Source organism: Nakamurella deserti (assembly GCF_003260015.1).
Classification (GTDB): domain Bacteria; phylum Actinomycetota; class Actinomycetes; order Mycobacteriales; family Nakamurellaceae; genus Nakamurella; species Nakamurella deserti.
On sequence record NZ_QCXS01000002.1, the window covers coordinates 2,392,276 to 2,416,044 of the forward strand.

Genomic DNA, 23,769 nt, shown 5'->3' on the forward strand with positions numbered 1-23,769 from the left:
GCACACCGGTTCGGCGGCGGACCCCGGGAGGCCCGAACACCGACCGACATCCGGGGACGGCCACCGGCCGGAGCTGACGCCGCCCCCGCACCACGTCGCCGGCCGCGCTCCGGCGTGCGTCGCGCGCCCCGGGAGCGACATGCCCGGCGGGGACAGTGGGTGATCTCTCACGCGACCGGACGCAGGTCCGATCGTCGGAGCGGTATCGTGATGAGCGTAGGTGCACCCACGATGGGTCCCTGCGGTCGTTGCTGAGTGTGGCCAGCACAGCGGCCAACCCAGCCAGGGCGGTTCTGTGCCGCCCGTTTCCGCAGAGGAATGTCCCCCTTTCATGTCTTCTCCCCGTTCCGGCTCGTCCTCGTCCGGTCGTCGTTCCGACACCGCCCCGGCGCGCCAGAGTTCGTACTCCACCGAGTCCTTCCGCACCGCCAACGGTGACCGGGTGGTGACCACCACCGACAACACGTCCGGCGGCGGCGCCCGCGGTGGCCGTGGCGGCGCCGCCCGCTCCGGCGGCCAGGGCCAGTCCCGCGGCGCCGGCCGCAGTGCCCAGCCGACCCAGGGCGGCCCGTCCGGTCAGGGCGGCCGCGGTCGCGGCCAGTCCACCGGCACCGCGACCCGCTCCGGCGGTCAGGGCCCGAAGTCCCGTGGCTCCGAGGCGATCAAGACCCGCCAGGACCTCGACCGCGCCGACCGTCGCAGCGAGAAGGGCCAGGGCGGCCGCCCGCAGTCGGTCTCCGCGAGGCTGTCGACGCAGGCGCTGTTCGCCAACGAGCAGAAGGTCACCACCGCCGACGGTCGCTCGTTCGCCGAGTTGGGCGTGCCGGCTCCGTTGATCCCCGCGCTGACCGCGCTGGGTGCGGCGTCGCCGTTCCCGATCCAGTCCGCCACCCTCGAGGCCACCCTCGCGGGCAAGGACGTGCTGGGCCGCGGCCGTACCGGCTCCGGCAAGACCATCGCCTTCGCCATCCCGCTCGTCGCCCGCCTGATGGGCGGCCGCAGCAAGCCGGGCCACCCCCGCGGCCTGGTCCTGGTGCCGACCCGTGAGCTCGCGCTGCAGGTCGAGAAGACCATCGCCGCGCTGGCCCGGCCGGCCGGCCTGAAGACCATGGTCGTCTTCGGCGGCGTGGGCTACGGCGGTCAGACCTCGGCCCTGCGTGCCGGTGCCGACATCGTCATCGCCTGCCCCGGCCGCCTCGAGGACCTGATCCACACGGGCAGCGCCGACCTCGGCTCCGTCGAGGTCACCGTGCTCGACGAGGCCGACCACATGGCCGATCTCGGCTTCCTGCCGGGCGTGCGCCGACTGCTCAAGGCAACCGACCCGAACGGTCAGCGCCTGCTGTTCTCCGCGACGCTGGACAACGGCATCTCGGTCCTGGTGAACGACTTCCTGACCGACCCGGCCGTGTTCTCCGTCGACGACGCGCAGTCCAAGGTCGAGACCCTGGAGCACCACGTGTTCGCCGTCAGCCGTGACCACCGCAACCAGGTGGTGCGCGAGCTGGCCGATTCCGGCGACCGCCGACTGCTGTTCACCCGGACCAAGCACTCCGCGCGCAAGTGGGCCGAGCAGCTGACGAAGTCCGGCATCAACGCCGTCGACCTGCACGGCAACCTGAGCCAGAACGCCCGTGAGCGCAACCTCGCCGCGTTCGCCGACGGCTCGGCGAAGGTGCTCGTCGCGACCGACATCGCCGCCCGCGGCATCCACGTCGACGACATCGCGCTCGTCGTGCACATCGATCCGCCGACCGAGCACAAGGCCTACCTGCACCGCTCGGGCCGCACCGCCCGGGCCGGCGCGGCCGGCACCGTCGTCACGATCATGCTCCCGGAGCAGCGGGGCGACGTGCAGCAGTTGATGCGCCAGGCCGGCATCACCCCGACCACCTCCGTGGTCACCCCCGGCGCGACGATCATCGGTCAGCTCTCCAACTGACCCCGCTCGACCCGAACGCTCCCCCGGCCCACGGCCGGCGGGAGCGTTCGTCGTTTCGGGCCACCGGGCGGTCGAATGTCATGAGAGCTCCCGGCCGTTCGCGGGACACCGGGCGATCCGGTCGTCGCCGGCCCCAGGGCCCGCCAGCGGGCCACCGGCCACCGGGTTGCCGGCGGAACACCGGGCCGTCGCCGGCCCTGAGGATCCTCGTCGTTGCACCGGGTCGTCGCCAGAGCTCCGGGCCGATTGCGACACCCGGGCAGCAGGACCGTCGGCTGACCCCGGACCGGCGGCGGAACACCGGGCCGCCGACGGAACACCGGGCCGGCAGCGGGCGACCGGGCCGCCGGCGGGCCACCGGGCTGGCGGCGGAACACCGGGCCGACGGCGAAACACCGGGCCGACGGCGAAACACCGGGCCGACGGCGAAACACCGGGCCGCCGGCGGAACACCAGGCCGCCGGCGGAACACCAAGCCGCCGACGGAACACCGGGCCGCCGACGGAACACCAGGCCGCCGACGGGCGATCGGGTCGTCGGCGTCTCACCGGGCCGGGCGGGTCGTCATCGGGCCACGAGGAGGCCGTCGAACCACGACGTCGTCGCCGACGGGTGGCCGGCCCGGAAGCGCAGGATCTCGGCGCAGCCCCCGGGTCGTGGTCGAGAACCCGGCGCTCAGCGCAGCCCGACGACCTCGACCAGGCCGGCCAGCTGCACCGCGAACAACGCGTCGAAATCATCGGTGATGCCGACCGAGTGGCCGAACAGTTCGAAGCTCACCACGCCGAACAGCGACGCCCACGCGGTGAACCCGCGGGCGAACAGGGCCGGGTCCACTCCGGCGCGGTCGACGACCGCCAAGCCGGCGACGATGTCCCTGCGGAGCCGCTCGGGCACCTCGACCGGCGCCGGTCGCAGCCCGAGACCCGCAGCGTCGACGAGAATCTCGACCAGGATGCGGGTCATCCGCAGCACCGGCGCCACCGTTTCCGCGGGCGCCGCGTACCCCGGAACCGGGCTGCCGTAGAGCAGCGCGTACTCGGCGCGGTGCGCACGGGCCCAGTCGCGCACCGCGTGCCCGACGGCGGTGAACCGCTCGGCCGGCCGGTCCCGGGGCACCGCCCCCTCCTGCGCCTCGACCCGATCGGCCAGTGCGGTGTAGCCGTCGACGATGAGGGCGGTGAGCAGCTCGTCGCGGCCGGCGAAGTAGCGGTAGATCGCCGACGACACCATGCCCAGCTCGCGGGCGATGGCCCGCAGCGACAGGTCGGCTCCGTCGACGGCCAGCTGACGCCGCGCGCAGGCCTTGATGCCGTCGATGGTCTCGGCGCGGACGCGGTCGCGGACGGTGCTCATACCGCGAGTATGCCGCATTCGAGAGCACCTGTCGTCGATGTGAGCACCGCTCTTGACAGTGCGGCTCGACGCGTCCACGATGGAGGCACCCCGAGAGCAGTGCTCTCCTTCTGGAGCAGGAGTAACGTCATGGCCCTTCACGTCGTTCTGGGAGCCGGCCCGGTCGGGACCGCGATCGCCGAGGACCTGCTGACCCGCGGCGAGACCGTCCGTGTCCTCACCCGCCGCGGCACCGGGCCCGACGGCACCGAGCGGATCGCCCTCGACGTCACCGACGTCGACGCACTGGTGCGAAACACCGCGGGCGCCGCCGTCATCTACAACGCGGTCAACCCGCCCTACGACCGGTGGACCACCGACTGGCCGCCGCTGGCAGCGGCGATGCTCACCGCCGCCGAGGCGGCCGGCGCGGTGCTCGCCGTCGTGGACAACCTCTACCCCTACGGGCCGGTCGACGGTCCCATGAGCGCAGCCCTCCCCGACCGGCCGAGCAGTGTGAAAGGTGCCGTCCGGCAACGGATGTGGGAGGACGCACTGGCCGCCGCCGCGGCCGGGCGGATCCGGGCCGCGGTAGCCGTCCGCGGGTCGGACTACGTCGGCCCCGGACCGTCGTTGCTGACCATCCTGATCATGGACAAGCTGCGCGCCGGCCGGACCGCGCTGGTACCGGCCGATCTCGACGCACCGCACGCCTGGACCAATCCGGCCGACGCCGGCCGGTTGCTGGTCGCCGCAGTTCTGGACCCGCGGGGCTGGAACCGGTACTGGCTGGTGCCCGGCCCGCCCGCGGTGTCGCTGCGGGAGCTGGTGGACCGGGCCGCGCGGATCGAGCACACGCCGGCGCCCCGGCTGCGCTCGATGCCGGTCTGGATGCTCCGCCTGGCGGGCCTGTTCGACCGCACGGTGCGGGAATTGGTGGAGATGAACTACCAGTTCCGTCGCCCGTTCACCCTCGACACCGCCGACACCGTGGCCGTGTTCGGTGACCACCACACCCCGTTGGACGAGGGCATCCGGCAGACGCTGGGTAGTCCGGCGGGCAACTGGACGGTCACCCGGGCGTACTGACCGTCAGCTCCAGCCGCCGGCCCGACCGCGTTTGACGTCGCTGCGCACCTTCTTGGCCGCCAGCCGACGTTCCTTCGACCCGCGGGTCGGCCGGGTGGCCCGGCGGGTGGCCGGCGGCGGCGCAGCGGCGGCGCGAAGCAGCGCGGCGAGTCGCAGCCGGGCGGCGCGGCGGTTGGCCAGTTGGGTGCGGTGCTCGCTCGCGGCGATGGTGAGCACCCCGTCGACCAGCCGCCCGGCCAGGGCCGCCAGGACCCGGTCCCGCGCCCCGGCCGCGGCCAGCGCCGGCGACGCCGCCGCGTCCCACGACAACTCGACCCGGCTGTCGGCGGTGTTCACGCCCTGGCCACCTGGCCCACCGGAGCGCGAGAAGCGTTCGGACAGCTCCGCACCCGGGATCACCAGGGTGCGGCTGACGGGCAGGTCGTCGGGCACCGGTCCAGTGTGGCCCGGTCCCCGCGGTCCGTGGGTTCGGACCGCTCCCGTCGGGCATCCGTGCCCACCGGCCGCCGGGTCCGCGGCCACGGCCACGGCCACGGCCACGGCCCGTCGCGCGCTGCGCGGGCCGCCGGAGTCCAGCACAGCCCGTCTGACATCCGTGTCCACCAGCTGCCGGGTCCGCGGCCACGGCCACGGCCACATCCCGTCGCGCGCTGCGCGGGCCGCCGGGGTCCAGCACAGGCCCGCCGGGCATCCGTGTCCACCGGCAGCCGGGTCCGCGGCCACGGACGGGTCCCGTCGGGTGCGCGGGCCGCCGGGGTCCAGCACAGGCCCGTCGGATCCACGCACAGGCCCGTCGGACGTCCGCCGACGGCCGGGTCCACGGGCACGGCCACGAGACACGGACAGCCCGTCGGGAGTACAGCCCGACCACCGGGTCAGCGACCACGGACGGATCCCGTCGGGCGGAAGCGTCCACCCGACGCCGATCACCGTGCCCGGCGAGCCCGGTCGGCACCGCGGTCAGCGGGTGTCGGGACCCCGGTTGAACATCCGTCCCGCCGCCTCGCCGATCTTCGAGCCGGCCTTGGCCAACTGCTCCCCCAGCGAGGTCAGCGTCGTCACGATCGGGTCGGTGGAGTCCGCTGCGGCGTTCACGTACGACGTCGCCGCCGAGCCGAGGTCGTCGCCGAGGTCGCCGGCCGGCCTGTCCTGGTCGCGCCGCTGGTAGGTACCGCCCAGGATGGCGCGGTAGTCCTCCGACGCCGCCCAGCGCTGCAGCTGCGCGGCGCGGACGACCGCCATCGGGTGGCTCATCCCTTCCACGGCCCGGAACTTGTGGATGGAGTCGCGGATGTCGCCGATGTTCTCGTACTCGGTGGCCTGCTGCAGGAACGAGGGGATGTCGATCTCGTCGGTGTCGGTCCCGCCGGCCAGGAACAGATGGGTGCGCAGGGCGGCACCCGGGTCCTGGCTGCACAGCAGCCCCGCACGGTCGGCGGTCAACTCGGCCTTGCGGAACCACTCGCGCAGCGCGGCGATCACCGCACGCAGGCCCAGCGCCCCGGCCGGCACCCAGGACACGGTGTGCTGCAGGCTGAGCAGCCGCAGCAGCAACGTCCGCAGCACCGCGTGACCGGACAGCACGTGCCCCATCTCGTGGCCGATGACGAACCGCAGGCTGTCGTCGTCGAGCGCCTCGACCAGTCCGGTGGTGAGCACGATGAACGGCTCGTCGATGCCGACCGTCATGGCGTGGGCGACCGGATTGCGGTCGATGAAGACGTGCGGGACGGCTTCGAGATCCAGGGTCGCCGCGCACTCCTGGCGCATCGCCTCGATCCGCGGATACTGCTTCTCGCCCACCCGGATGGAGGAGGCCAGCGCCATCAGCCGCTCACCGCGTTCGGGAAAGATGCCGGACAGTGTGCGCAGGATGTCCGACAGCCCGGGGACCGCGCGCATCGTGGCCAGCACGCCGCGGTCGGCCGGGTGCTCGTAGGCCCGTGGGCTGATCCGCGGGAACATCACGGTGCCGGGCCGCGGGGTGATGCCCGTCGGCCGCCGCCCGCCCGTCGCGTCGCCGGTGCCCGTGTCGTTCGCGTCGTTGTGGTCGGTCATGCGATTCCCCCCGGTCGCGCAGCCCTGTCGGCCACGACCCGAGAGTCACTGTAGGGCGGCCGGTCCCCGACCGGGTCGGTTCCGCCGGATCGCGACCGCCCGGAAGGGACCGGGCGCCGCCTCAGGTGAAGAACGCGGCGACCGTCGCGTCGGACACGTCCTCCCACCGGTCGGGTGTCCACCGGGGCGTGCGGTCCCTGTCGATGAGCGCGGCCCGGATGCCCTCGGGGAGATCGGGGTGCCGGGTGAACTCGCTGCTGACCCGGAGGTCCTGCGCGAGCACCTCGGCCACCGTGGTCAGCGTCGCGGCGCGCCGGACCGCCGCCAGGGTCACCTTGACCGCGGTCGGCGACATCGCGCGCAGCAGGGCCAGCGACGCCTCGGCGGCCGGCTCGGGCCGGGCGGCCAGGGCCGCCGCGATGTCGTCCACGGTGTCGCGGGTGTAGGCGTCGTCGATCCACGCCCGATCGGCATCGGTCACCGAGGCCGCCGGCGCCGCCACCCCGTCGACCGGGCGCGGCACCCACCCGGTGCGCATCCGGGACACCAGCTCGGCGTGCCCGTCGACCGGCCAGCACAGATCGGCCAGTCCCGCCGCCAGGGCGTCACCGGCGCCGAGCCGCGCACCGGTGAGCGCGGCCCAGGTGCCCAGACCGCCGGGCATCCGGGCGTACCAGTACAGCGCCCCGACGTCCGGGGCGAGTCCGATCGCGGTCTCCGGCATCGCCAACGACGACCGCGCCGTCACGAGCCGGACGCTGCCGTGCACCGAGACACCCATCCCGCCGCCGAACACGATCCCGTCCATGTAGGCCACGAACGGCTTCGGGAACGCGGCGATGGCGGCGTTCATCCGGTACTCGTGCGTCCAGAACTCCAGCGGCACCACCGAGTCGCCGCGGATCCCGGCGTACAGCAGCTTGATGTCGCCGCCCGCGCACAGGCCGCGGTCGCCGGCCCCGTCGATCAGCACGGCCGACACCGCCGGGTCGTCCGCCCAGTCCCGCAGCGCGGCGTGCAGATCGCCGATCATCGTCGGGGTCAGCGCGTTCAGGCTGCGCGGCCGGTTCAGCGTGAGGTGCCCGAGGGCACCCTCCACCCTGGCCAGCACCTCGGGTTCGCTCATCGGGCCCACGGTAGTGCGGGTGGTCCGAGCCGGCGTCAGCCCCCCGCGGGAGGCGCCTCGGGGGCCGGCGGAGTGGACGGCGCGGCCGGCGGAGTGGACGGCGCGGGCGGCGGCTGGCAGCTGATCCTGACCTGCCCGTTGTAGACGGTGGTGGTGGTCTCGCGGGACAGCTCGACGCCGGCGAGGTCGCGGATCACCCGGGTGTTGTCGATGGAGAACCCCTGGGTGCCGTTCGTGGCGCGGCAGGTCTGGCCGTAGGGGATGGTCTTGGTGGGCGCGGAGGTGAAGTTGTAGCGCTCACCCGAGATGGACTCCACCTCGACCGACTTCGTCCCCCAGAACCGGACGGTGATGTCGTCCGGCGTCCACACCGTCTGGACCAGCACCGCCGTCGCCGTCGGGTTGCTGAACTTGACGTCGATGATGCTGGTGCCGTCCTCCGCCTCGAAGACGGTGGCCTCCCGCCCCGGGGGGTAGCGCGAGATGTAGTACGAGTGCGCCTTGTGCTCAACGTCGGTGAACCCGGCGAAGTAGCTGGCGTTGTACAGGGTGGTGGCGAACTGGGAGATGCCCCCGCCGACGGCCCGCGACGCGACGCCGTCCTGGATGATGCCGGCCTCCACGTACCCCTGGGCCGCGCTGCGTTGCCCGGTGTACCCGTTGAGCGAGAACGTCTCCCCCGGCCGGATGATCGCGCCCTGCACCTGCTCCGCGACCCGCCGGACGTTCTGCCCGGAGTCGCTGGCGAAACCGCCGGTGGTGAACTCGCTGACGACCTCCTTGATGCCGAGCGCCTCGATGTCGGCGGTGGTGACCGCCGGCGGGGTGGTCGCGTACGCGACGGTCAGGGTGCGGTCGGGTGCGCGCAGGGCGGCGTCGAGGGCGGCGTCGGTCGCCGCCGCGTCGAGGGTCCGGCCGTCCACCGCGGGGGTGATGACCGGCGCGTTGTCGACGATGCCGATGGACGCGTCGACGGGCGGGGTCTGCGCGGCCTCGGCCTGCGGCAGGAAGGCCGCCCCGACGGCGGCCCGGTCGACGGCCACGGTGAAGCCGTCGGCGGCGTCGGGCGTGACCGACAGCGCGGCGGCGATGGTCTCGACCGGGACGGTGACGGTGGTGTCGGCGGCGACGACGGTCAGTGGACCGGCCAGCACGGCCCGGGCGTCGGCCGCGGCGGCGGCCAGCGCTCCGGGCGACACCCGGACGGGCTGCTCAGTCACCGGCAGCGTCAGACCGCGGGCCGCGGCCGGGTCTCCGCTGGTCCAGGCGTCGGCGACGAGCGTGGTGGCGGCGGCGACGTCGAGCTGCTCGCCGGGCACGGGCTCGACGGTGGTGACCTCGGTACCGGTCACCGTCAGCTGCCCCTCGACCGCGGCGACGTCGGAGGTCAGGCCGATGTAGCGGAGGGCACCGCCGAGGGTGGCCTCGTCGGCGGTGGCGATCAGCGGGACCTCCGTGGTCCGGCCGAAGAGCGAGCCGATCCGGGTGAACGGGTTGGCCGATCGGGTCCCGGCCGCGGCGACGGTCGCCGCCGTGTCGGTGGACAACCCCGACGCGGTGGGGTCGAGGGTGATGTCCGCACCGTGGGACGACATCGGGATCGGTGCCCGCAGGGTGTCGAGCTCGCGCTCCAGCCGGGCCTGCGCCTGCTCGGGGCTGAGGCCGCCGACGTCGACGCCGGCGATGGTGGTGCCGCGCTCCAGGTCGTTCTTGGTGAGCAGCCAGTCGACGAGGTACACCCCGCCGAGCAGCAGCACGACCGCGGCGACGACGAGCGCCGTCGTCCTCCCCCGCCGAGCGGGGGCCGGCTCGGGCTCCTCCTGCTCGAGCGGCAGCACGTCCGCCGCCTCGTCGTCCGCGGCCCGGGCGTCGACCGCGGGCGACACCCTGGTCGGGGTCGCGTCGGCCGCCGGCACCACGGTCGTCGGTGTCTCGTCGGCGGTCGGGGTCTCGGAACCCGGAGAGGGACGGACGTCGTCAGGCACGGAGTGGATCCTCAGGTCGCAACGGAGGGCGTCCGCACCGGCATAGCGGCCGGGCAGCACGCGACCACCGCCGAGAGGCGGTGGGTCTCCATTGTGGCTGACGATCGCGTCACGTCACCCCAGTGAGGGGATCACCACGCGGACGCAACCTCGGACCGACGTGCGGTCGTGGCGCCGGGCGCCGGGCGCCGGACACCGCCCGGCGCCCGGCGGTCAGGAGTGCTCGGTGAGCATCCGGCGGAGGTCGGCCGGGCTCACCTGCATGAGGTCGGCGAGAGCGCGCAGGGCGTCGTTGTCGAGGTTGACGACCTCGTCCTCGGTGGCCTCGGCGGCGCTCCCACGGCGCAGCCCGAACCAGCGGCGCACCGGATCCAGCCGCGGATCGGTGCCACGCATCAGCTGGGCGACCCGGACACCGATCGCGTCCGGGGCCTCGTCGGTGACGGCCCCGGCGACCTCGTGCTCGACCAGGGTCAACAGGTGGCCCAGGTCCTCCCCGAGCGCCCGGGCGATGACCCACAGGACGTCGATCCGCAACGAGCGGTGACCGGTCTCGTAGTTGGCCAGCGCGGCCTTGGAGACCAGACCCTTGGTCCGGTTGGCCACGTCGGCCTGGGTGAGCTTCTGGCGGCGCCGCGACTCGCGCAGCTTCTCCGTCACGACCTGCGCGAATCGCTGCTGGTCGTTGTTGGACAACCCCGGATGGCTCGTCATCACCTGCTGCGTCATGGCGACTCTTCCCCTGCGCTGACGATCAGCTGTTCGACGTTGACATCCACCGGTGGTTCCCCTTGTTCTCGCGCTGTGCACTGAGCCGACTGCAGAACCGACGACCGGTGTCGAGGACGCTCCGATGCCGGCGCCACCGGACCAACCACCTCCGGGAGCACCCCGCGGAACCCGCGGTCGGGCGGGACACGGTCCCGTCCACAGCATCACTCCGCCGAACACCTGCGATCGACTCGTTGATTGCTATCACACTATCGGACCTATAGTAGCGGGGCCGATGTCCGATATTCACTCACTTCGCCGAGTTTTTCTCCGCGTTTGACTCCTTCAGCTCGCCCGAGGCACCCGAATGCCATGAATTCGCTGTGGCATCTCACTATGAGTAACCAGCATAGGGGGCCGGACCGCCCGTGACGAGGGGGTGAAGGATGCGCACGCATGAGCGAGGTGCCGCATCGGTGACGCAACGCAGGCGGTGGTGTCACGCGGATCGTCCGAACGGTGAGAGGCACCCACCCGGAGTTCGCGTCTCGACACCGACGACAAAACCGGGCGGAGGGACCGGTCTCCGGCGACGACCGGCACAGCAGGTCGCCGGGACATCGGGACGTCGGGACACCCGAACGCCGCAGCCCGGTGGGCGGCTCTCCGGACGGACGGGCGGTTCGTCGGGACGTCGTGGCCCGCGCGGCGGCGGCCCGTCAGAGGTCGAAGAGCGCCTTGCCGTACCAGTCACCGGGACCGGTCAACCCGGGCGGCACGGCGAACAGCGCGCTGCTGACGTGCGCGACGTACTCGTTCATCAGGTCCGACGATCCCAGCCTGGTCTGCACCACGGAGAACTGTTCGTGGGCGTCGCGCTGGAAGCAGATGAAGAAGAGTCCGGCGTCGAGCAGCCCGGTTCGGCTGTCCTGACCGTCGGTGTAGTTGTAGCCGCGGCGCAGCATCCGGACGCCGCCGTTCTCCTCCGGGGAGGCGAGCCGCGCGTGGGCGGCGACGTCGATCGCCGGGCCGCTGCCGGTGCCGGCCACGGCGGCGAGGTCCAGCGGGGTGAACTCGGTGCCGCCCGACAGCGGGGCGCCGGTCGTCTTGACCCGACCGAAGGTGCGTTCCTGGTCGGCCAGCGGCGCCGCGTCCCAGGACTGGATCTCCATCCGGATCTTGCGGGCCACCAGGTAGCTCCCGCCGACCATCCACGGTTGGTCGGTCGAGGCGTCGACCCAGACGTGCGCGGCGGTGGCCGCGGTGTCGTCGGCGTGGATGTTGTTGGTGCCGTCCTTGAAACCGAACAGGTTGCGCGGGGTGGACTGGCCGGCACCGGTGGACGACGCCCGGCCGAACCCGAGCTGGGACCAGCGCATGGTGGCCACCCCGCGGGCCGCCCGCGCGAAGTTGCGGATCGCGTGGAACACCACCTGCGGGTCGTCCGCGCAGGCCTGCACGCACAGGTCACCGCCGGAGATCTCGGGCCGCAGTACGGAGTCGCCCGGCAGCTGGTCGAGCGGGCGCAACGCCGCGGGCATCTTGGCGGCCAACCCGAACCGCTCGTCGAACATCCCGGGGCCGAAGCCGACCGTGACGGTGAGCGAGTAGGGGCCCAGATCGGAGGCCTCGCCGGTGTCGGGCGGCGGCTGCTCCGGCCGCACGTCACCGGAGCGGACGGGCTGACCGGCGGTGAACCGGGCGGCCATGGCCGCCCAGGTGCCGAGCAGATGGGCCACGGCGACCGGGTCCCCGGTGACCAGGTCGAAGGAGGCGAACATCAGCCGGTCCTGCTGCGCGGTGGTGATACCGGCCTGGTGCTCCCCGTAGAACGGCACGGTGGCCTGGGCGCGCAACGCGTCGAGGTCGGCCAGGGTCAGCGGCGCCGCGGTGGCCACCGGCGACGGACCCCGCAGCGCCGTCGACGCCGCGACACCTGCGGCGGCGCCGGCCGCCGTCAGGGCGGCGCCACCGAGGAAGCGACGGCGGCTGGCGCGGCGGGGATCCGACGCGCCCCCGGCGGTGCCGCCCCCGCCGGCCGGATGACCCACCGGACATCCGGTCGGCTCCGGTCCGGCGGCGGGGGTCGGCGTCCCGTGCTCGCTGGTCATGCTCACATCCTCGTCGGGTGGTGCGGTGGCGCCCCCGGGGAGACGTCCCGCGGGGAACCGGACCGGGTCGGTCAGGCGGTGGCGATCTTGGACGGCACCACCGACAGCGGCTCGATGACCGTCGACAGCGCGTTGGACAGCTCGGTGATCTGGGCGTCGGTGAGGTCGTCGTAGAGGGTGAACCCGCCGACGGCGGCCGGGTCGCGGTGGGTGTCCAGCAGCGCGAGCAGGGTGTCGAACCGGGTGCCGACGTCGGTCACCAGGGCCGGGTCGATCTCGTTCAACGCCGGCTTGAGGGCGGCGAAGGCCTGCAGCGAGCCCTCGACGTTGGCCTGGAAGTCCAACAGGTCGATCTTGGAGTAGAACTCCTCCTCGCCGGTGATCTTGCTGGCCTGCACCTCGCCGAGCAGCGCCACGGCGCCGTTGGCGACCTCGTCGACCAGGTAGCGGTCGCCGTCGGCGGCGTCGGCGCGGGTGTTGGCCGACAGCTCCGCGGTGCGTGACTGCAGCTCACCGATGTCGGTGACGAGGGTGGCGGCGAGCTTCTCCGCACCCACCGTGGTCCCGCCCTCGAACAGCAGCTGCTCGATGGGGTGGAAGCCGGTCCAGGCGGCGGGGTCCCCGACGTCGCCGATGCGCAGGTCGATGGCCGGGTCGAGGTCGCCGAAGGACTCGGCGACGGGCTCGATCCGCTCGTAGTACGGGCGGGCGGCGGCGTAGGCGTTCTGCGCCGCGGTCAGGTCACCGGCGTCGATCGCGGTCTGCAGAGCGGCGACCGCCTCGGTGAGGAACCCGACCTGGGAGTCGATGTAGTCGGCGTAGTCCACGGTGGCCTGCTGCAGCAGCGCGGCGGTGTCCCCGGAGCTCACGGCGGCCTCGCCGGTCACGGTGAACGGCGTCCGGTCGGTGCTCGCGCCCGGGCAGTACAACTCGTAGCTGCCGCCGTCGAGGGTGGCGGTGAAGGTGGCGTCGAAGCCGGGGGCCAGGTTCTCGCGCTCGCCGCGGATGCGCTGGTCCGACAGCAGTTCGACCTCGCTCACGCCGACCGCGTCGACGTTGGTCACGTTGAACGTGACCGCTCCGGCCGGGACCGTGTCGGGGGTGGCGACGCACCCACCGGCGTCGGTGACGGCGACGGCCACCACGGCCTCCCCGGCCGGACCGGTGGCCGCCGGAGCCGCGGACGTCGTGGCGTCGGTACTCGTCGCAGCGGCGGGCGCGGGGGACGCTCCGGACGCGGCGGAACCACACCCGGCGAGCACGACGCCGGCGAGGGCGACGGCGGTGGCGGTACGCAGGCGGGGTGCGCGGCGGCGGGTCGACGTTGCGGAGGACATGGCGGGACTCTTTCTGCAGGGTTCAGGGCGGAGCGGGGCGGCGCCGGGCGCGCGCCCGGGGGGTCAGCGGGTGCCGGCGGGTTCCGGCCGGCGGACCGGCGGCGGTGCGGCCGGCGCGGCGGGTCGGCGGAGCGCGAGCCGCAGGCCGGCGGCGAACAGCACCAGGGCGGCGACGCCGAGCAGGGCGGGGACGACCTGTCCCCAGACCTCGGCCCGCTGCCGGGCGGCGTCACCCGCCGCCGCGGCGGCGAGCCGCCCGGCGGCCACGGCCGGGGTGGCGGCGGTGGTGACGTCGGCGACGACACCGACCGAGACGGAGACCCCGGTGGAGTTGACCACCTGCAGGGAGCGGACCAGCCGCGTCTGCGCGTCGAGCACGACACCGGACGCGGGATCGACGCTCACCGTCACCCGCCAGGAGTCGAGCCAGGTGGCCGGCAGGTCCGCGGAGCTGTCGGCACCGGTCAGGCCGATGGGTAACCGCCCGCCGGTGAGGGCGGTGATGTCGGCGCCGGAGACCGTGACCGGCAGCGCGCCACCGGCGCCCCCGGTCGACGGTGCGGCGGCCTCGTACCGGTTGACGGTCACGCCGTCGACGACGGCGGCGCCGGCCAGCGTCATCGTCACGTCGCCACCGACCGCGAAGGACGCGTCGGAACCGGCGTCGGCGGTCGCGGTGACCGTGGCCTGCAGACTCGCACCGGTGAGCTGCCGCACGGTCACGGCGGTGACCCCGCTGTAGCTGCGGTCGGCGTCCGCGCCGCGGCCGGCGCCGACACCGACCACGTCCAGGTCCACCGCCGAGGTACCGACGGGGCCGGCGGGGACCAGCGCGACGAGGAGCACCGCCACCGCGGCCAGCCCGGCACCGGCACCCAGGACGAGCTTCGCGGCGGCCGGCCGGCGCAGTCGGCGGGTGCGCGGCCACAGCACGATCGCCAGCATCGGCACCACGTAGAGCAGCCAGGCGACGACCTGCACGACGACCGGCTGTGGCTGGACGCCCAGCACCCCACCGAGGAGCGACGCCTGGATCGAGCCCGGCCGCACGAGCCGGCCGAGATCGGCGACCGGCTGCTGGCCGACGGTGAGCCAGGCCGCCTCGTGGGCGGCCTGCAGCGCCGACATCACCAGCCCTCCGGCGACCAGCACCAGCACGACGCCGGTGACGCGGAAGAAGCGGGACAGGTCGAGGCGGGTGCCGCCGCGGTAGACGAGGTATCCGAGCACGACGGCCACGGCCAGGCCCAGCACGACGCCGCCGGCCGCGGCGACCGGCGACACCGCCGCCCCGAACGCCGCCAGCAGGAACACCGAGGTCTCGAAGCCCTCGCGCAGCACGGCCAGGAAGGCCATCGACACCAGCGCCCAGGACGAGCCGCGGGCCAGCGCCCCCGCGGCGGCCGTCTCGAGCTCGCCCTTCAGCCCCCGGGAGTGGCTGTTCATCCACAGGATCATGTAGGTGACCATCACCACGGCGACGACCGCGACGATGCACTCGAGCATCTCCTGCTGGCGCTGCGGCAGGTGCGCGTTGACCGCCGACAATGCGATGCCCCCGGCGAGGCAGATGGCGACGGCGGCGCCGACACCGACCCACATCCGGCGCAGTGCCCGGGAGGCGTCGGCACCCGCGTTGCGACGCAGGAACGCGGCCACGATGCCGACGATGAGGGAGGCCTCGAGGCCTTCGCGCAGCCCGATGACGAACGTGGTGAGCACGGGTTCCCTGCTTCCGCTACGACCGGGGGCATCCGGTCGGGTCGCGCTCCGGCCGGGGCACCCGGGGCCGGTCAGCGGACCTTAGGCAGCCCTAACTGAGCTGAGGCTAACACAACACTGAGCTGAGGCTAACACAACCTTTCACGCCCACCGAGGCCCCGGGAAGGTGGCGCGGACCACCCTGTTGCGGTGTCGCCGGACCCCTGCCGGACCGGGCGATAAGCTCCCGGGAATGACCATCCGGCCCATCGTGATCTGCGGTGAACCCGTCCTGCACCGCCCGACGACCCCGGTGACGGTGTTCGACGACGAGTTGAAGACCTTCGTCGACGACCTGTTCGAGACCAACACCGCCGCGCACGGCGCGGGGCTCGCCGCCAACCAGGTCGGCGACCCCCGGCGGGTGTTCATCTACGACTGCCCCGACGACGAGGGGGTGCGCCACCGCGGGTACGTCGTCAATCCGTCGATCACCACGTCGCCGGTACCGGAGACCATGCCCGACCCGGACGACGACTGGGAGGGCTGCCTGTCGGTGCCCGGCGAGAACTACCCCACGGGCCGGGCGACCTGGGCCAGGGTCACCGGCGTCGACACCGACAACCAGCCCGTCGAGGTCGAGGGCACCGGGTTCTTCGCGCGCTGCCTGCAACACGAGGTCGACCACCTCGACGGCTTCCTCTACACCGACCGCCTCATCGGCCGGCACCTGCGCGCGGCTCGCAAGATGATCAAGGCCAACGGCTGGACCCGACCCGGACTGACCTGGATGCCCGGGGTGGACGAGGACCCGTTCGGCCACTGAGCAGGCGCGACGCCGCCGCCACGGCCGGCACCACCGGACCGGCGATCCGTCGCCGGGACGTCTCGCCGACCGCCGGATCGGTTGCGCCGTCCCGGGTTTGCCCGTGGCCGATCCGGACGGGCGGCCGACCCGTCGGGGGCACGACGATAGGGTTGCGGTCGTGACGGCCACCGAGAGTCCTGCCCGGTCCACCGCGTCGATGGTGGTGGTGGCGAACCGGCTGCCGTTCGACATCGAGAAGCACGCCGACGGGACGACCACCACGCACCAGTCTCCCGGCGGCCTCGTCACCGCCCTCGAACCGATCCTGAGCCGGCGCGCCGGTGCCTGGATCGGCTGGACCGGGACGGCCGACCACGACCTCGAACCCGTCCTCGCCGACCAGCTGACCCTGGAGCCGGTGACGCTCTCGGCCGACGAGGTGCAGCAGTACTACGAGGGCTTCTCCAACGGCACGCTGTGGCCGCTCTACCACGACGCGGTCGCCGGGTCGGAGTTCCACCGGGACTGGTGGGAGCGCTACGTCGAGGTGAACCAGCGCTTCGCCGACCGGGCGGCCGAGGTGGCCGCGCCCGGCGCGACGGTGTGGGTGCACGACTACCAGCTGCAGCTGGTGCCGGCGATGCTGCGCGCGCTGCGCAGCGACGTCCGGATCGGCTTCTTCCTGCACATCCCGTTCCCGCCCGCCGAGCTGTTCAACCGGTTGCCGTGGCGCACCCAGATCATCAGGGGCCTCCTCGGGGCCGACCTCATCGGCTTCCAGCTGCCCGGCGGCGCCCGCAACTTCGCGCGGCTCGCCCGCACGTTGGTGGACGTCACCGGCAAGGGACACCGGCTGTTCTACGAGGGACGCACCGTCCGGGTGGACGCGTTCCCCATCTCCATCGACTCGTCGGCGCTGGCCGACCTGGCCGCCGAGCCGGAGGTGCTGGAGCGGGCCAAGCAGCTGCGCGCCGAGCTGGGCAACCCCCGGCGGATCATCCTCGGCGTCGACCGGCTCGACTACACCAAGGGCATCAACGTCCGGCTGCAGGCGTTCCAGGAGCTGCTCGCCGAGAAGGACCCGTCGGTCGAGGGCACCGTGATGGTGCAGATCGCGACGCCCAGCCGGGAGCGGCTGGAGTCCTACATCCGGATGCGCGAGGAGATCGAGCGCCAGGTCGGGGCGATCAACGGCAACTACGGCCGGATCGGCGCCCCCGCCGTGCACTACCTGCACCAGTCCCTCCCCCGCGAGGACCTGTCGGCGTTCTACGCGGCCGCCGACGTGATGACCGTGACGCCGCTGCGCGACGGGATGAACCTGGTGGCCAAGGAGTACGTCGCGGCCCGGGTGAACGGCGGCGGGGTGCTGCTGCTCAGCGAGTTCACCGGTGCCGCCAAGGAACTCAAGACCGCATTGATGGTCAACCCCTACGACACCGACGGGGTCAAGGAGGCGCTGCGGACGGCGCTGACGATGCCGCCGGCCGAGGCCCGCCGCCGGATGCGCTCGATGCGGCGCCATGTCCTGGTCAACGACGTCGACAAGTGGGCGCGCCGCTACCTCACGGTGCTGGAGGGCCAGCCCGACCAGCTCACCGACGCCGCCGGCCGGTTGCCCGCCGACGTGCTCACGGCCATGCACGACGTCGCGGGCACCACCCGGCTGCTGGTGGCCGTGGACTTCGACGGCACGTTGGCGCCGATCGTCGACGACCCGGCGGCGGCGCGGCCGCTGCCGCGGTCCATGGAGGCACTGCACCAGTTGGCCTCGGTGACCGGCACCGAGGTGTGCGTCATCTCCGGCCGGGCCCGCGCGCTGCTGCCGGAGCTGCTGGACGACGACGTCAGCGACCTGCACCTGGTCGGCAGTCACGGCGCCGAGGGCGTCGACGCCGATGTGGCCGCCGAGGGCACGCTGGAGTTGACCCCGACCGCCCGCAAGCGGCTCGGCGAGCTGCTGCGGTCGCTGCAGCAGATCGCCGCCGAACACCACGGGGTGACGCTGGAGATCAAGCCGACCGGCGTGGCGGTGCACCTGCGCGGCGCCACCGAACGCGCCGCCGCCGCGGTCGCGGCCGAGGTGGAGGACGGCCCGGCCACCTGGCCCGGCGTGCACCTGCTGCGCGGCAAGCAGGTGCTCGAGCTCACCGTCATCTCCACCGACAAGGGCCGGGCCGTGGAGGCGCTGCGCAAGCAGTACCACGCGACCGCGGTGATCTACGTCGGCGACGACATCACCGACGAGAACGCGTTCGGGGCGCTGCGTCCCGGCGATCTCGGGATCAAGGTCGGCGGCGGCACCACGTCGGCCGACGTGCGGGTCGCCGACCCGGGAGCGGTCGCCGACCTGCTCACCGTGCTGACGTCCATCCGGCAACGGGTCAGCCGCCGGCTGGCCGCGAACGCGGCCGACGTCGACGACGAGGACTGACGCCTCCGCGGAGGTCGACCTCCGCCGGCCCCGGGATCGCGGCGGGGCCGTAGCAGCATCTGACCGGCGGGGTCGGACCGGCGACGGTCGCCCGGCGGAGTCTGGCCGGCGACGGTCAGCCGGCGCGGGTTCGTCCGGGGCGGGTCGGGACGGCGCGGGTCGGACCGGCGCGGTGGGGACGGCGACGGTCAGCCGGCGCGGGAGTCGACCCGGGGCAGGTCGGGCCGGCGCGGCTCGGGCCGGCGCGGCTCGGGCCGGCGCGGGTCGGGCCGGCCTGGGTCGGACCGCCGGGGCCGCCTGCGGGGCGTCGGGCCGGCGAGGGGAACCCGGGGGTGGTGTCCGCCCCGGGTGATGCCGGCCGAGGATGACCGGGCCGGCCTTCAGACCGGCGGCGGCCCGTCCGTCCGGTCCGCGCCGGCGTCCCGGGCCCGGTGCCGGTCGGCCTCCCGGCGGGTGTGTCGGCGCGCGAGCCAGAGCGCCGCCAGGCCCAGGACCAGCGCCAGCACGGCGATGACCAGCATCGTCCCCAAGGCCGGCACCCCGGCCGCCACCACCACGGCCCCACCCATCGTCGGTCGCCGCCGCTCAGGTCCGCGGAGCCGCGGTCGTCGAGCCCGGCAGGAACTCCGTCGGCAGCACGACCCGGCGGCCGCCCGGCTGTGGGTTCTTCTCCAGCAGCAGCTGACCGGCGCGGCGCCCCTTCTCCACGAACGGCTGGTGGACCGTGGTGAGGCCGCGGGCCACCGCGTCCTTGACGCCGTCGAAACCGGTGACGGCGACGTCCTGCGGAACCCGCTGGTGTCGCCGCTCGAGCTCCTGCAACACCCCGAACGCCAGCACGTCCGACGTGGTGATGATGGCGGTCAACCCCGAGTCCAGACCGAGCAGCTCGGCGGCCGCCGAGGCACCCGCCTCGACCGAGTTGTCGAACCGTTCGACGACCGGGATCCGGTCCCACGCCACCCCGGCCTCGACGAACGCGCTCCGCAGCCCGGCGAGCCGGTTGCGCTGCGCGTGGTAGCGGGCCCGCAGCTGGCGTTCCAGATCGACGGGACCGTCCCGGTGCGCGCGGCCGAGCCGCATGCAGGCCACCCCGATCCGCCGGTGCCCGAGAGCGAGGAGGTGCTCGGCGACGGCGCGCATCGCCTGCTCGTCGTCGATGCCGACCGAGTCGACGCCGGGGACGACCGGCTGATCGCAGATCACCGTGGGCACGCCGCGGGCCAGCACCGCTTCCAGGTGCGGGTCCTCGTCCGCCATCGCGAAGGCCACGAAGCCGTCGATGGAGGCCGAGGCGACGGCGGCGACGTCCTCGGCGTCGGGATCGGCCGGCACGAGCAGCAGCCCGACCCGGGCCCGGTCACACTCCTCGGTGAGTCCCTCGAGGAACGCGATCGCGACCGGGTCACGCACGGCGTAGGACACCTTGTCCGCCAGCACCAGGCCGATGGCCCCGGCCCGTTTGGTCCGCAGCGACCGCGCGACGGGGTCGGGTCCGGGGTAGCCCAGGGCGCGGGCCGCCTCCAGGATCCGGGTCCGGAGCTGCGCGGACAGCTGTTCGGGCCGGTTGTAGGCGTTGGAGACGGTGGTCCGGGAGATCCCCAGTTCGGCCGCGAGTGACGCCAGGGTCGCGGGCGGCCGCCGCCGGGGTGAACGGTCCATGGCGCCACGCTATCGCCCGGCGGGGCCCGTTCCTGCGGTGAGCCGTTCGGGTGGACCGCCGCGCTTTCGGGTTGGTCCGCGGCCGTCGGGCGCGGAGCTGCGAGAAATCGTTTTCTCGGATCCCTTGGCAACCCGCCCCGGGGCCGCTACCGTGGCCTGGACGGCAGCGGGCTGTGGGCGACGGCACACAGCGCAGGGTGTCCGTGCAGTGCCGCCCCCCGCGTGGGCACCGGGACACCGGACCGCTTTCAACGACGAAGGAGAACCACCCGATGGCCAACGTGACCTACGAGAACGCTTCCCGGATCTACCCGGGCAACCCGCCGGTGAAGGCGGTCAACCGGGTCAACCTCGACATCGCCGACGGCGAGTTCCTCGTCCTCGTCGGCCCGTCGGGCTCCGGCAAGTCCACCGCGCTGCGGATGCTCGCGGGCCTCGAGGAGGTCAACGAGGGCCGCATCCTCATCGGCGGCCGCGACGTCACGAACCTGCCGCCGAAGAACCGCGACATCGCGATGGTGTTCCAGTCCTACGCGCTGTACCCGCACATGTCCGTCGCCGACAACATGGGCTTCGCGCTCAAGCTCCGCGGCGTCGCCAAGGACGAGATCGCCAAGAAGGTCAAGGAGGCCGCCGGCCTGCTCGACCTGGTCCAGTACCTCGACCGCAAGCCCAAGGCCCTCTCCGGTGGTCAGCGTCAGCGCGTCGCGATGGGCCGCGCCATCGTGCGCGAGCCCTCCGTGTTCCTCATGGACGAGCCGCTGTCGAACCTGGACGCGAAGCTGCGCGTCGAGACCCGCGCGAACATCGCCGAGCTGCAGGCCCGCCTGGGCACCACCACCGTCTACGTCACCCATGACCAGGTCGAGGCCATGACCATGGGTCACCGGGTCGCCGTCCTGCAGGCCGGTGGCTTCCTCCAGCAGGTCGACACCCCCCGCAACCTGTACGACCGCCCGGCCAACGTCTTCGTCGCCGGCTTCATGGGCTCTCCCTCGATGAACCTCTGCAAGGCCAGGCTCGTCGAGGGTGGCGTGCAGTTCGGCAGCGAGGTCGTGCCGCTCAAGGCCGAGGTGTGGAACGAGGCCAAGGCCGCGAACCTGACCGAGGTCACCTTCGGCGTCCGTCCCGAGGCCGTCACGCTGTCCTCCGAGGGCATGCCGGTGATCGTCGATCTGGTCGAGGAGCTGGGCGCCGACGCGTTCGTCCACGGCCACACGCCCGACGGCGACCGGATGGTGGTCCGGGCCGACGCCCGCGTGCAACTGACCGGCGGCGCGACCGTCAAGGCGCACGTCACCGACCTGAACAACATCCACGTCTTCCACCCGGAGACGGGCGAGCGTCTGGGTGCGGCCGCCGGACACTGATCCGCGGCGGTCGACCGCGACCACGCCGCCGACCTGACAGGGCCGGGCCCCGGAGCCATCCGGGACCCGGCCCTGTGCCGTTCTCCGGTGTCTCCGGCACCGCACCGGAACGCGGAGTTGCCCCGACCGGCGACCGCCTGATCTAATGGGAACCGTTCCCATTATTGATTGAAGGCTTCCGTGATCCGACTGCGTTCCGCCCTGCCCGCCGCCCTGCTGACCGGCGCGCTGTTCCTCACCGCCTGCGGGTCGTCGTCCGACGAACCCGCCGCGTCGTCCACCTCCGGCGGCGCGGGGACCGCCGCAGCGGCCGGCCTGTCCGTGGTCGCCTCGACGAACGTCTGGGCCTCGGTCGCCCGCGCGGTCGGCGGCGACGCCGTCACCGTCACCTCGGTGCTCGACGACCCCAGCGCCGACCCGCACTCCTTCGAGGCGAGCCCGAAGGTCAAGCTGGCCATGAGCCAGGCCGCCGTGGTCATCGTCAACGGCGGCGGCTACGACGACTGGGCGGTCAGCACCGCCGACTCGCTCGACCCGGTACCGACGATGATCGACGCGACCGAGGCCTCCGGCCTCGACACCTCGGTCGAGGGCTTCAACGAGCACGTCTTCTACGATCTGGACGCGGTGGGCACCGTCGCCGACGCGATTGCCGCCCGGCTCGGTGAGGCCGATCCGGCGCAGGCCGCGACCTTCACCGCCAATGCCGCCACCTTCACCGGCGAGCTGGCCACGCTCGAGGACGAGGTCGCCGCCCTGGGCGCCCAGCACCCGGGCACGGAGGTCGTCGTCACCGAGCCGGTGCCGGGCTACCTGATCCAGACCCTGGGCTTCACCGATGTCACCCCGCCGTCGTTCTCCGAGGCCGTCGAGGCCGAGTCCGAGGTCTCGGTCAAGGACCTCGCCGACACCGAGGCGCTGATCACGTCCAAGACCGCCACCCTGCTGTTCAACAACACCCAGACCGGCGGTCCGGTCACCGACCAGCTGGTGGCCGCGGCCGAGTCGGCCGGGGTGGGCGTCGTCGGGGTCACCGAGACGCTGCCGGCGGGCGTCGACGACTACCTGACCTGGATGCGCGACAACCTGGCGGAGGTCGCGACCGCGCTCGGCGGCTCGGCGTGAGCCGTGCCGGGCTGCGCACCGGTGCGGTGCGTGGGCCCGGCGACCGGGCCGACGGCGGGCTCGTCCGGGCCGGCCTCGCCCACGGCGGCGGTGACCGGAACGGCAGGGTGGTAGAAACAGTGACCGAGATGACTGCGACGACGGACCGGCCGCCGAGCGGCCCGCCGGGTACGTCCGCGGTGTCGCTGCGGGGCGCTCGACTGGCCTACGGCGACCACGTGCTGTGGGACGGCCTGGACCTGGACGTCTCCCCCGGCGAGTTCGTCGCCGTCCTCGGCCCCAACGGCGCGGGGAAGACGTCGCTGTTGCGGGTGCTGCTCGGGCAGACCGCCCTGGCCGGTGGCTCCGTCGAGGTCGGCGGACGCCAGGTCCGTCGCGGCTCGCCGCGGATCGGCTACGTCCCGCAGCAGAAGAGTTTCGATCCGGGGCTGCCGCTGCGTGCCCGCGACCTCGTCGGTTTCGGGATCGACGGGCACCGGTGGGGCGTCGCCTGGCCGACCCGGAGCCGGAAGGCCCGGGTGGACCGGGCGCTGGCAGAGGTCGGTGCGCTGTCCTACGCCGACGCCCCCGTCGGGCTGCTCTCCGGTGGTGAGCAGCAACGGCTGCGCATCGCCCAGGCCCTCATCACCGATCCGGACGTGCTGCTCTGCGACGAACCGCTGCTGTCGCTGGACCTGTCGCACCAGCGGTCGGTCAGCGAGCTGATCGACGAACGCCGGCGGGCCACCCGCACGGCCGTGCTGTTCGTGACCCACGAGATCAACCCGATCATGGACAAGGTCGACCGGGTGCTGTACCTGGCCAACGGCCGCTTCCGCATCGGCACCCCCGCCGAGGTCATGTGCACCGAGGTGCTCAGTGACCTCTACCAGGCGCACGTCGAGGTGGTCACCGTCGCCGGCCGGTTGATGGTGCTCGGCGTCGAACAGGAACCGCACCACCACGACCACGGGGACGCCGCGTGACCGGCGACGC

At 73.4% G+C, this 23,769-nt stretch carries 18 protein-coding genes; 7 read left to right on the top strand and 11 right to left on the bottom strand.

The window, feature by feature from the left end; translation table 11 throughout:
- The first annotated feature begins 331 nt into the window (after positions 1 to 331).
- Entirely contained in the window at positions 332 to 1,942 is a 1,611-nt protein-coding gene (locus DB033_RS10895; RefSeq protein ID WP_111766689.1) for a DEAD/DEAH box helicase, read from the top strand.
- Positions 1,943 to 2,617: 675 nt separating this feature from the next.
- Here the strand turns inward: DB033_RS10895 and DB033_RS10900 are convergent.
- On the bottom strand, positions 2,618 to 3,298 hold the full coding sequence (locus DB033_RS10900) for a TetR/AcrR family transcriptional regulator (RefSeq protein ID WP_111766690.1): 681 nt from the start codon (positions 3,296 to 3,298) through the stop codon (positions 2,618 to 2,620).
- Positions 3,299 to 3,427: 129 nt separating this feature from the next.
- Here DB033_RS10900 and DB033_RS10905 point away from each other — a divergent pair, with 129 nt between their 5' ends.
- On the top strand, positions 3,428 to 4,366 hold the full coding sequence (locus tag DB033_RS10905) for an NAD-dependent epimerase/dehydratase family protein (protein WP_111766691.1): 939 nt from the start codon (positions 3,428 to 3,430) through the stop codon (positions 4,364 to 4,366).
- A gap of 3 nt (positions 4,367 to 4,369) precedes the next feature.
- Here the strand turns inward: DB033_RS10905 and arfB are convergent, their stop codons facing one another.
- From arfB to efeU, 8 genes are all read right to left on the bottom strand, one after another.
- Positions 4,370 to 4,798 (bottom strand): alternative ribosome rescue aminoacyl-tRNA hydrolase ArfB, encoded by a 429-nt coding sequence (gene arfB, locus DB033_RS10910; RefSeq protein ID WP_240615834.1) that lies wholly within the window; start codon positions 4,796 to 4,798, stop codon positions 4,370 to 4,372.
- A 528-nt stretch (positions 4,799 to 5,326) separates the two neighbouring features.
- Positions 5,327 to 6,331 (bottom strand): M48 family metallopeptidase, encoded by a 1,005-nt coding sequence (locus DB033_RS10915; RefSeq protein WP_420814059.1) that lies wholly within the window; start codon positions 6,329 to 6,331, stop codon positions 5,327 to 5,329.
- A 214-nt stretch (positions 6,332 to 6,545) separates the two neighbouring features.
- Positions 6,546 to 7,550: a 3-hydroxyisobutyryl-CoA hydrolase gene (locus tag DB033_RS10920; RefSeq protein ID WP_111766694.1), complete on the bottom strand. Its 1,005-nt coding sequence runs from the start codon at positions 7,548 to 7,550 to the stop codon at positions 6,546 to 6,548.
- A gap of 35 nt (positions 7,551 to 7,585) precedes the next feature.
- The gene (locus tag DB033_RS10925; RefSeq protein WP_111766695.1) at positions 7,586 to 9,535 is read right to left on the bottom strand and encodes a VanW family protein; all 1,950 of its coding nucleotides are present in this window, start codon (positions 9,533 to 9,535) and stop codon (positions 7,586 to 7,588) included.
- A gap of 213 nt (positions 9,536 to 9,748) precedes the next feature.
- Positions 9,749 to 10,264 carry a helix-turn-helix domain-containing protein gene (locus tag DB033_RS10930; RefSeq protein WP_157970627.1) on the bottom strand — a complete coding sequence of 172 codons (516 nt, stop codon included), beginning with the start codon at positions 10,262 to 10,264 and terminating at the stop codon, positions 9,749 to 9,751.
- Positions 10,265 to 10,965: 701 nt separating this feature from the next.
- A complete protein-coding gene (gene efeB, locus DB033_RS10935) occupies positions 10,966 to 12,357 on the bottom strand; it encodes an iron uptake transporter deferrochelatase/peroxidase subunit (protein ID WP_111766697.1) in 1,392 nt (463 codons plus the stop codon).
- A gap of 71 nt (positions 12,358 to 12,428) precedes the next feature.
- Positions 12,429 to 13,694: an iron uptake system protein EfeO gene (efeO, locus tag DB033_RS10940; protein WP_111766698.1), complete on the bottom strand. Its 1,266-nt coding sequence runs from the start codon at positions 13,692 to 13,694 to the stop codon at positions 12,429 to 12,431.
- A 63-nt stretch (positions 13,695 to 13,757) separates the two neighbouring features.
- Complete coding sequence (gene efeU / locus DB033_RS10945; protein ID WP_111766699.1) at positions 13,758 to 15,416, bottom strand: iron uptake transporter permease EfeU; 1,659 nt, start codon at positions 15,414 to 15,416, stop codon at positions 13,758 to 13,760.
- 232 nt (positions 15,417 to 15,648) lie between these two features.
- Between efeU and DB033_RS10950 the strand changes: the two genes are divergently transcribed.
- A complete protein-coding gene (locus DB033_RS10950; RefSeq protein ID WP_111766700.1) occupies positions 15,649 to 16,221 on the top strand; it encodes a peptide deformylase in 573 nt (190 codons plus the stop codon).
- 103 nt (positions 16,222 to 16,324) lie between these two features.
- A complete protein-coding gene (locus DB033_RS10955) occupies positions 16,325 to 18,637 on the top strand; it encodes a bifunctional alpha,alpha-trehalose-phosphate synthase (UDP-forming)/trehalose-phosphatase (protein ID WP_420814032.1) in 2,313 nt (770 codons plus the stop codon).
- Between the two features lie 380 nt (positions 18,638 to 19,017).
- Here DB033_RS10955 and DB033_RS10965 read toward each other — a convergent pair whose 3' ends face one another.
- Together DB033_RS10965 and DB033_RS10970 are read right to left on the bottom strand one after the other, a co-directional pair.
- On the bottom strand, positions 19,018 to 19,206 hold the full coding sequence (locus DB033_RS10965) for a hypothetical protein (RefSeq protein ID WP_111766701.1): 189 nt from the start codon (positions 19,204 to 19,206) through the stop codon (positions 19,018 to 19,020).
- A gap of 16 nt (positions 19,207 to 19,222) precedes the next feature.
- Positions 19,223 to 20,299 (bottom strand): LacI family DNA-binding transcriptional regulator, encoded by a 1,077-nt coding sequence (locus DB033_RS10970; RefSeq protein WP_111766702.1) that lies wholly within the window; start codon positions 20,297 to 20,299, stop codon positions 19,223 to 19,225.
- 272 nt (positions 20,300 to 20,571) lie between these two features.
- Here DB033_RS10970 and DB033_RS10975 point away from each other — a divergent pair, with 272 nt between their 5' ends.
- The 3 genes from DB033_RS10975 (at position 20,572) to DB033_RS10985 (ending at position 23,759) form a co-directional block, all read left to right on the top strand.
- Positions 20,572 to 21,669 (top strand): ABC transporter ATP-binding protein, encoded by a 1,098-nt coding sequence (locus tag DB033_RS10975; RefSeq protein WP_111766703.1) that lies wholly within the window; start codon positions 20,572 to 20,574, stop codon positions 21,667 to 21,669.
- A 168-nt stretch (positions 21,670 to 21,837) separates the two neighbouring features.
- The gene (locus DB033_RS20670) at positions 21,838 to 22,794 is read left to right on the top strand and encodes a metal ABC transporter solute-binding protein, Zn/Mn family (RefSeq protein ID WP_157970628.1); all 957 of its coding nucleotides are present in this window, start codon (positions 21,838 to 21,840) and stop codon (positions 22,792 to 22,794) included.
- 128 nt (positions 22,795 to 22,922) lie between these two features.
- Positions 22,923 to 23,759: a metal ABC transporter ATP-binding protein gene (locus tag DB033_RS10985; protein WP_111767420.1), complete on the top strand. Its 837-nt coding sequence runs from the start codon at positions 22,923 to 22,925 to the stop codon at positions 23,757 to 23,759.
- Positions 23,760 to 23,769: the final 10 nt, after the last annotated feature.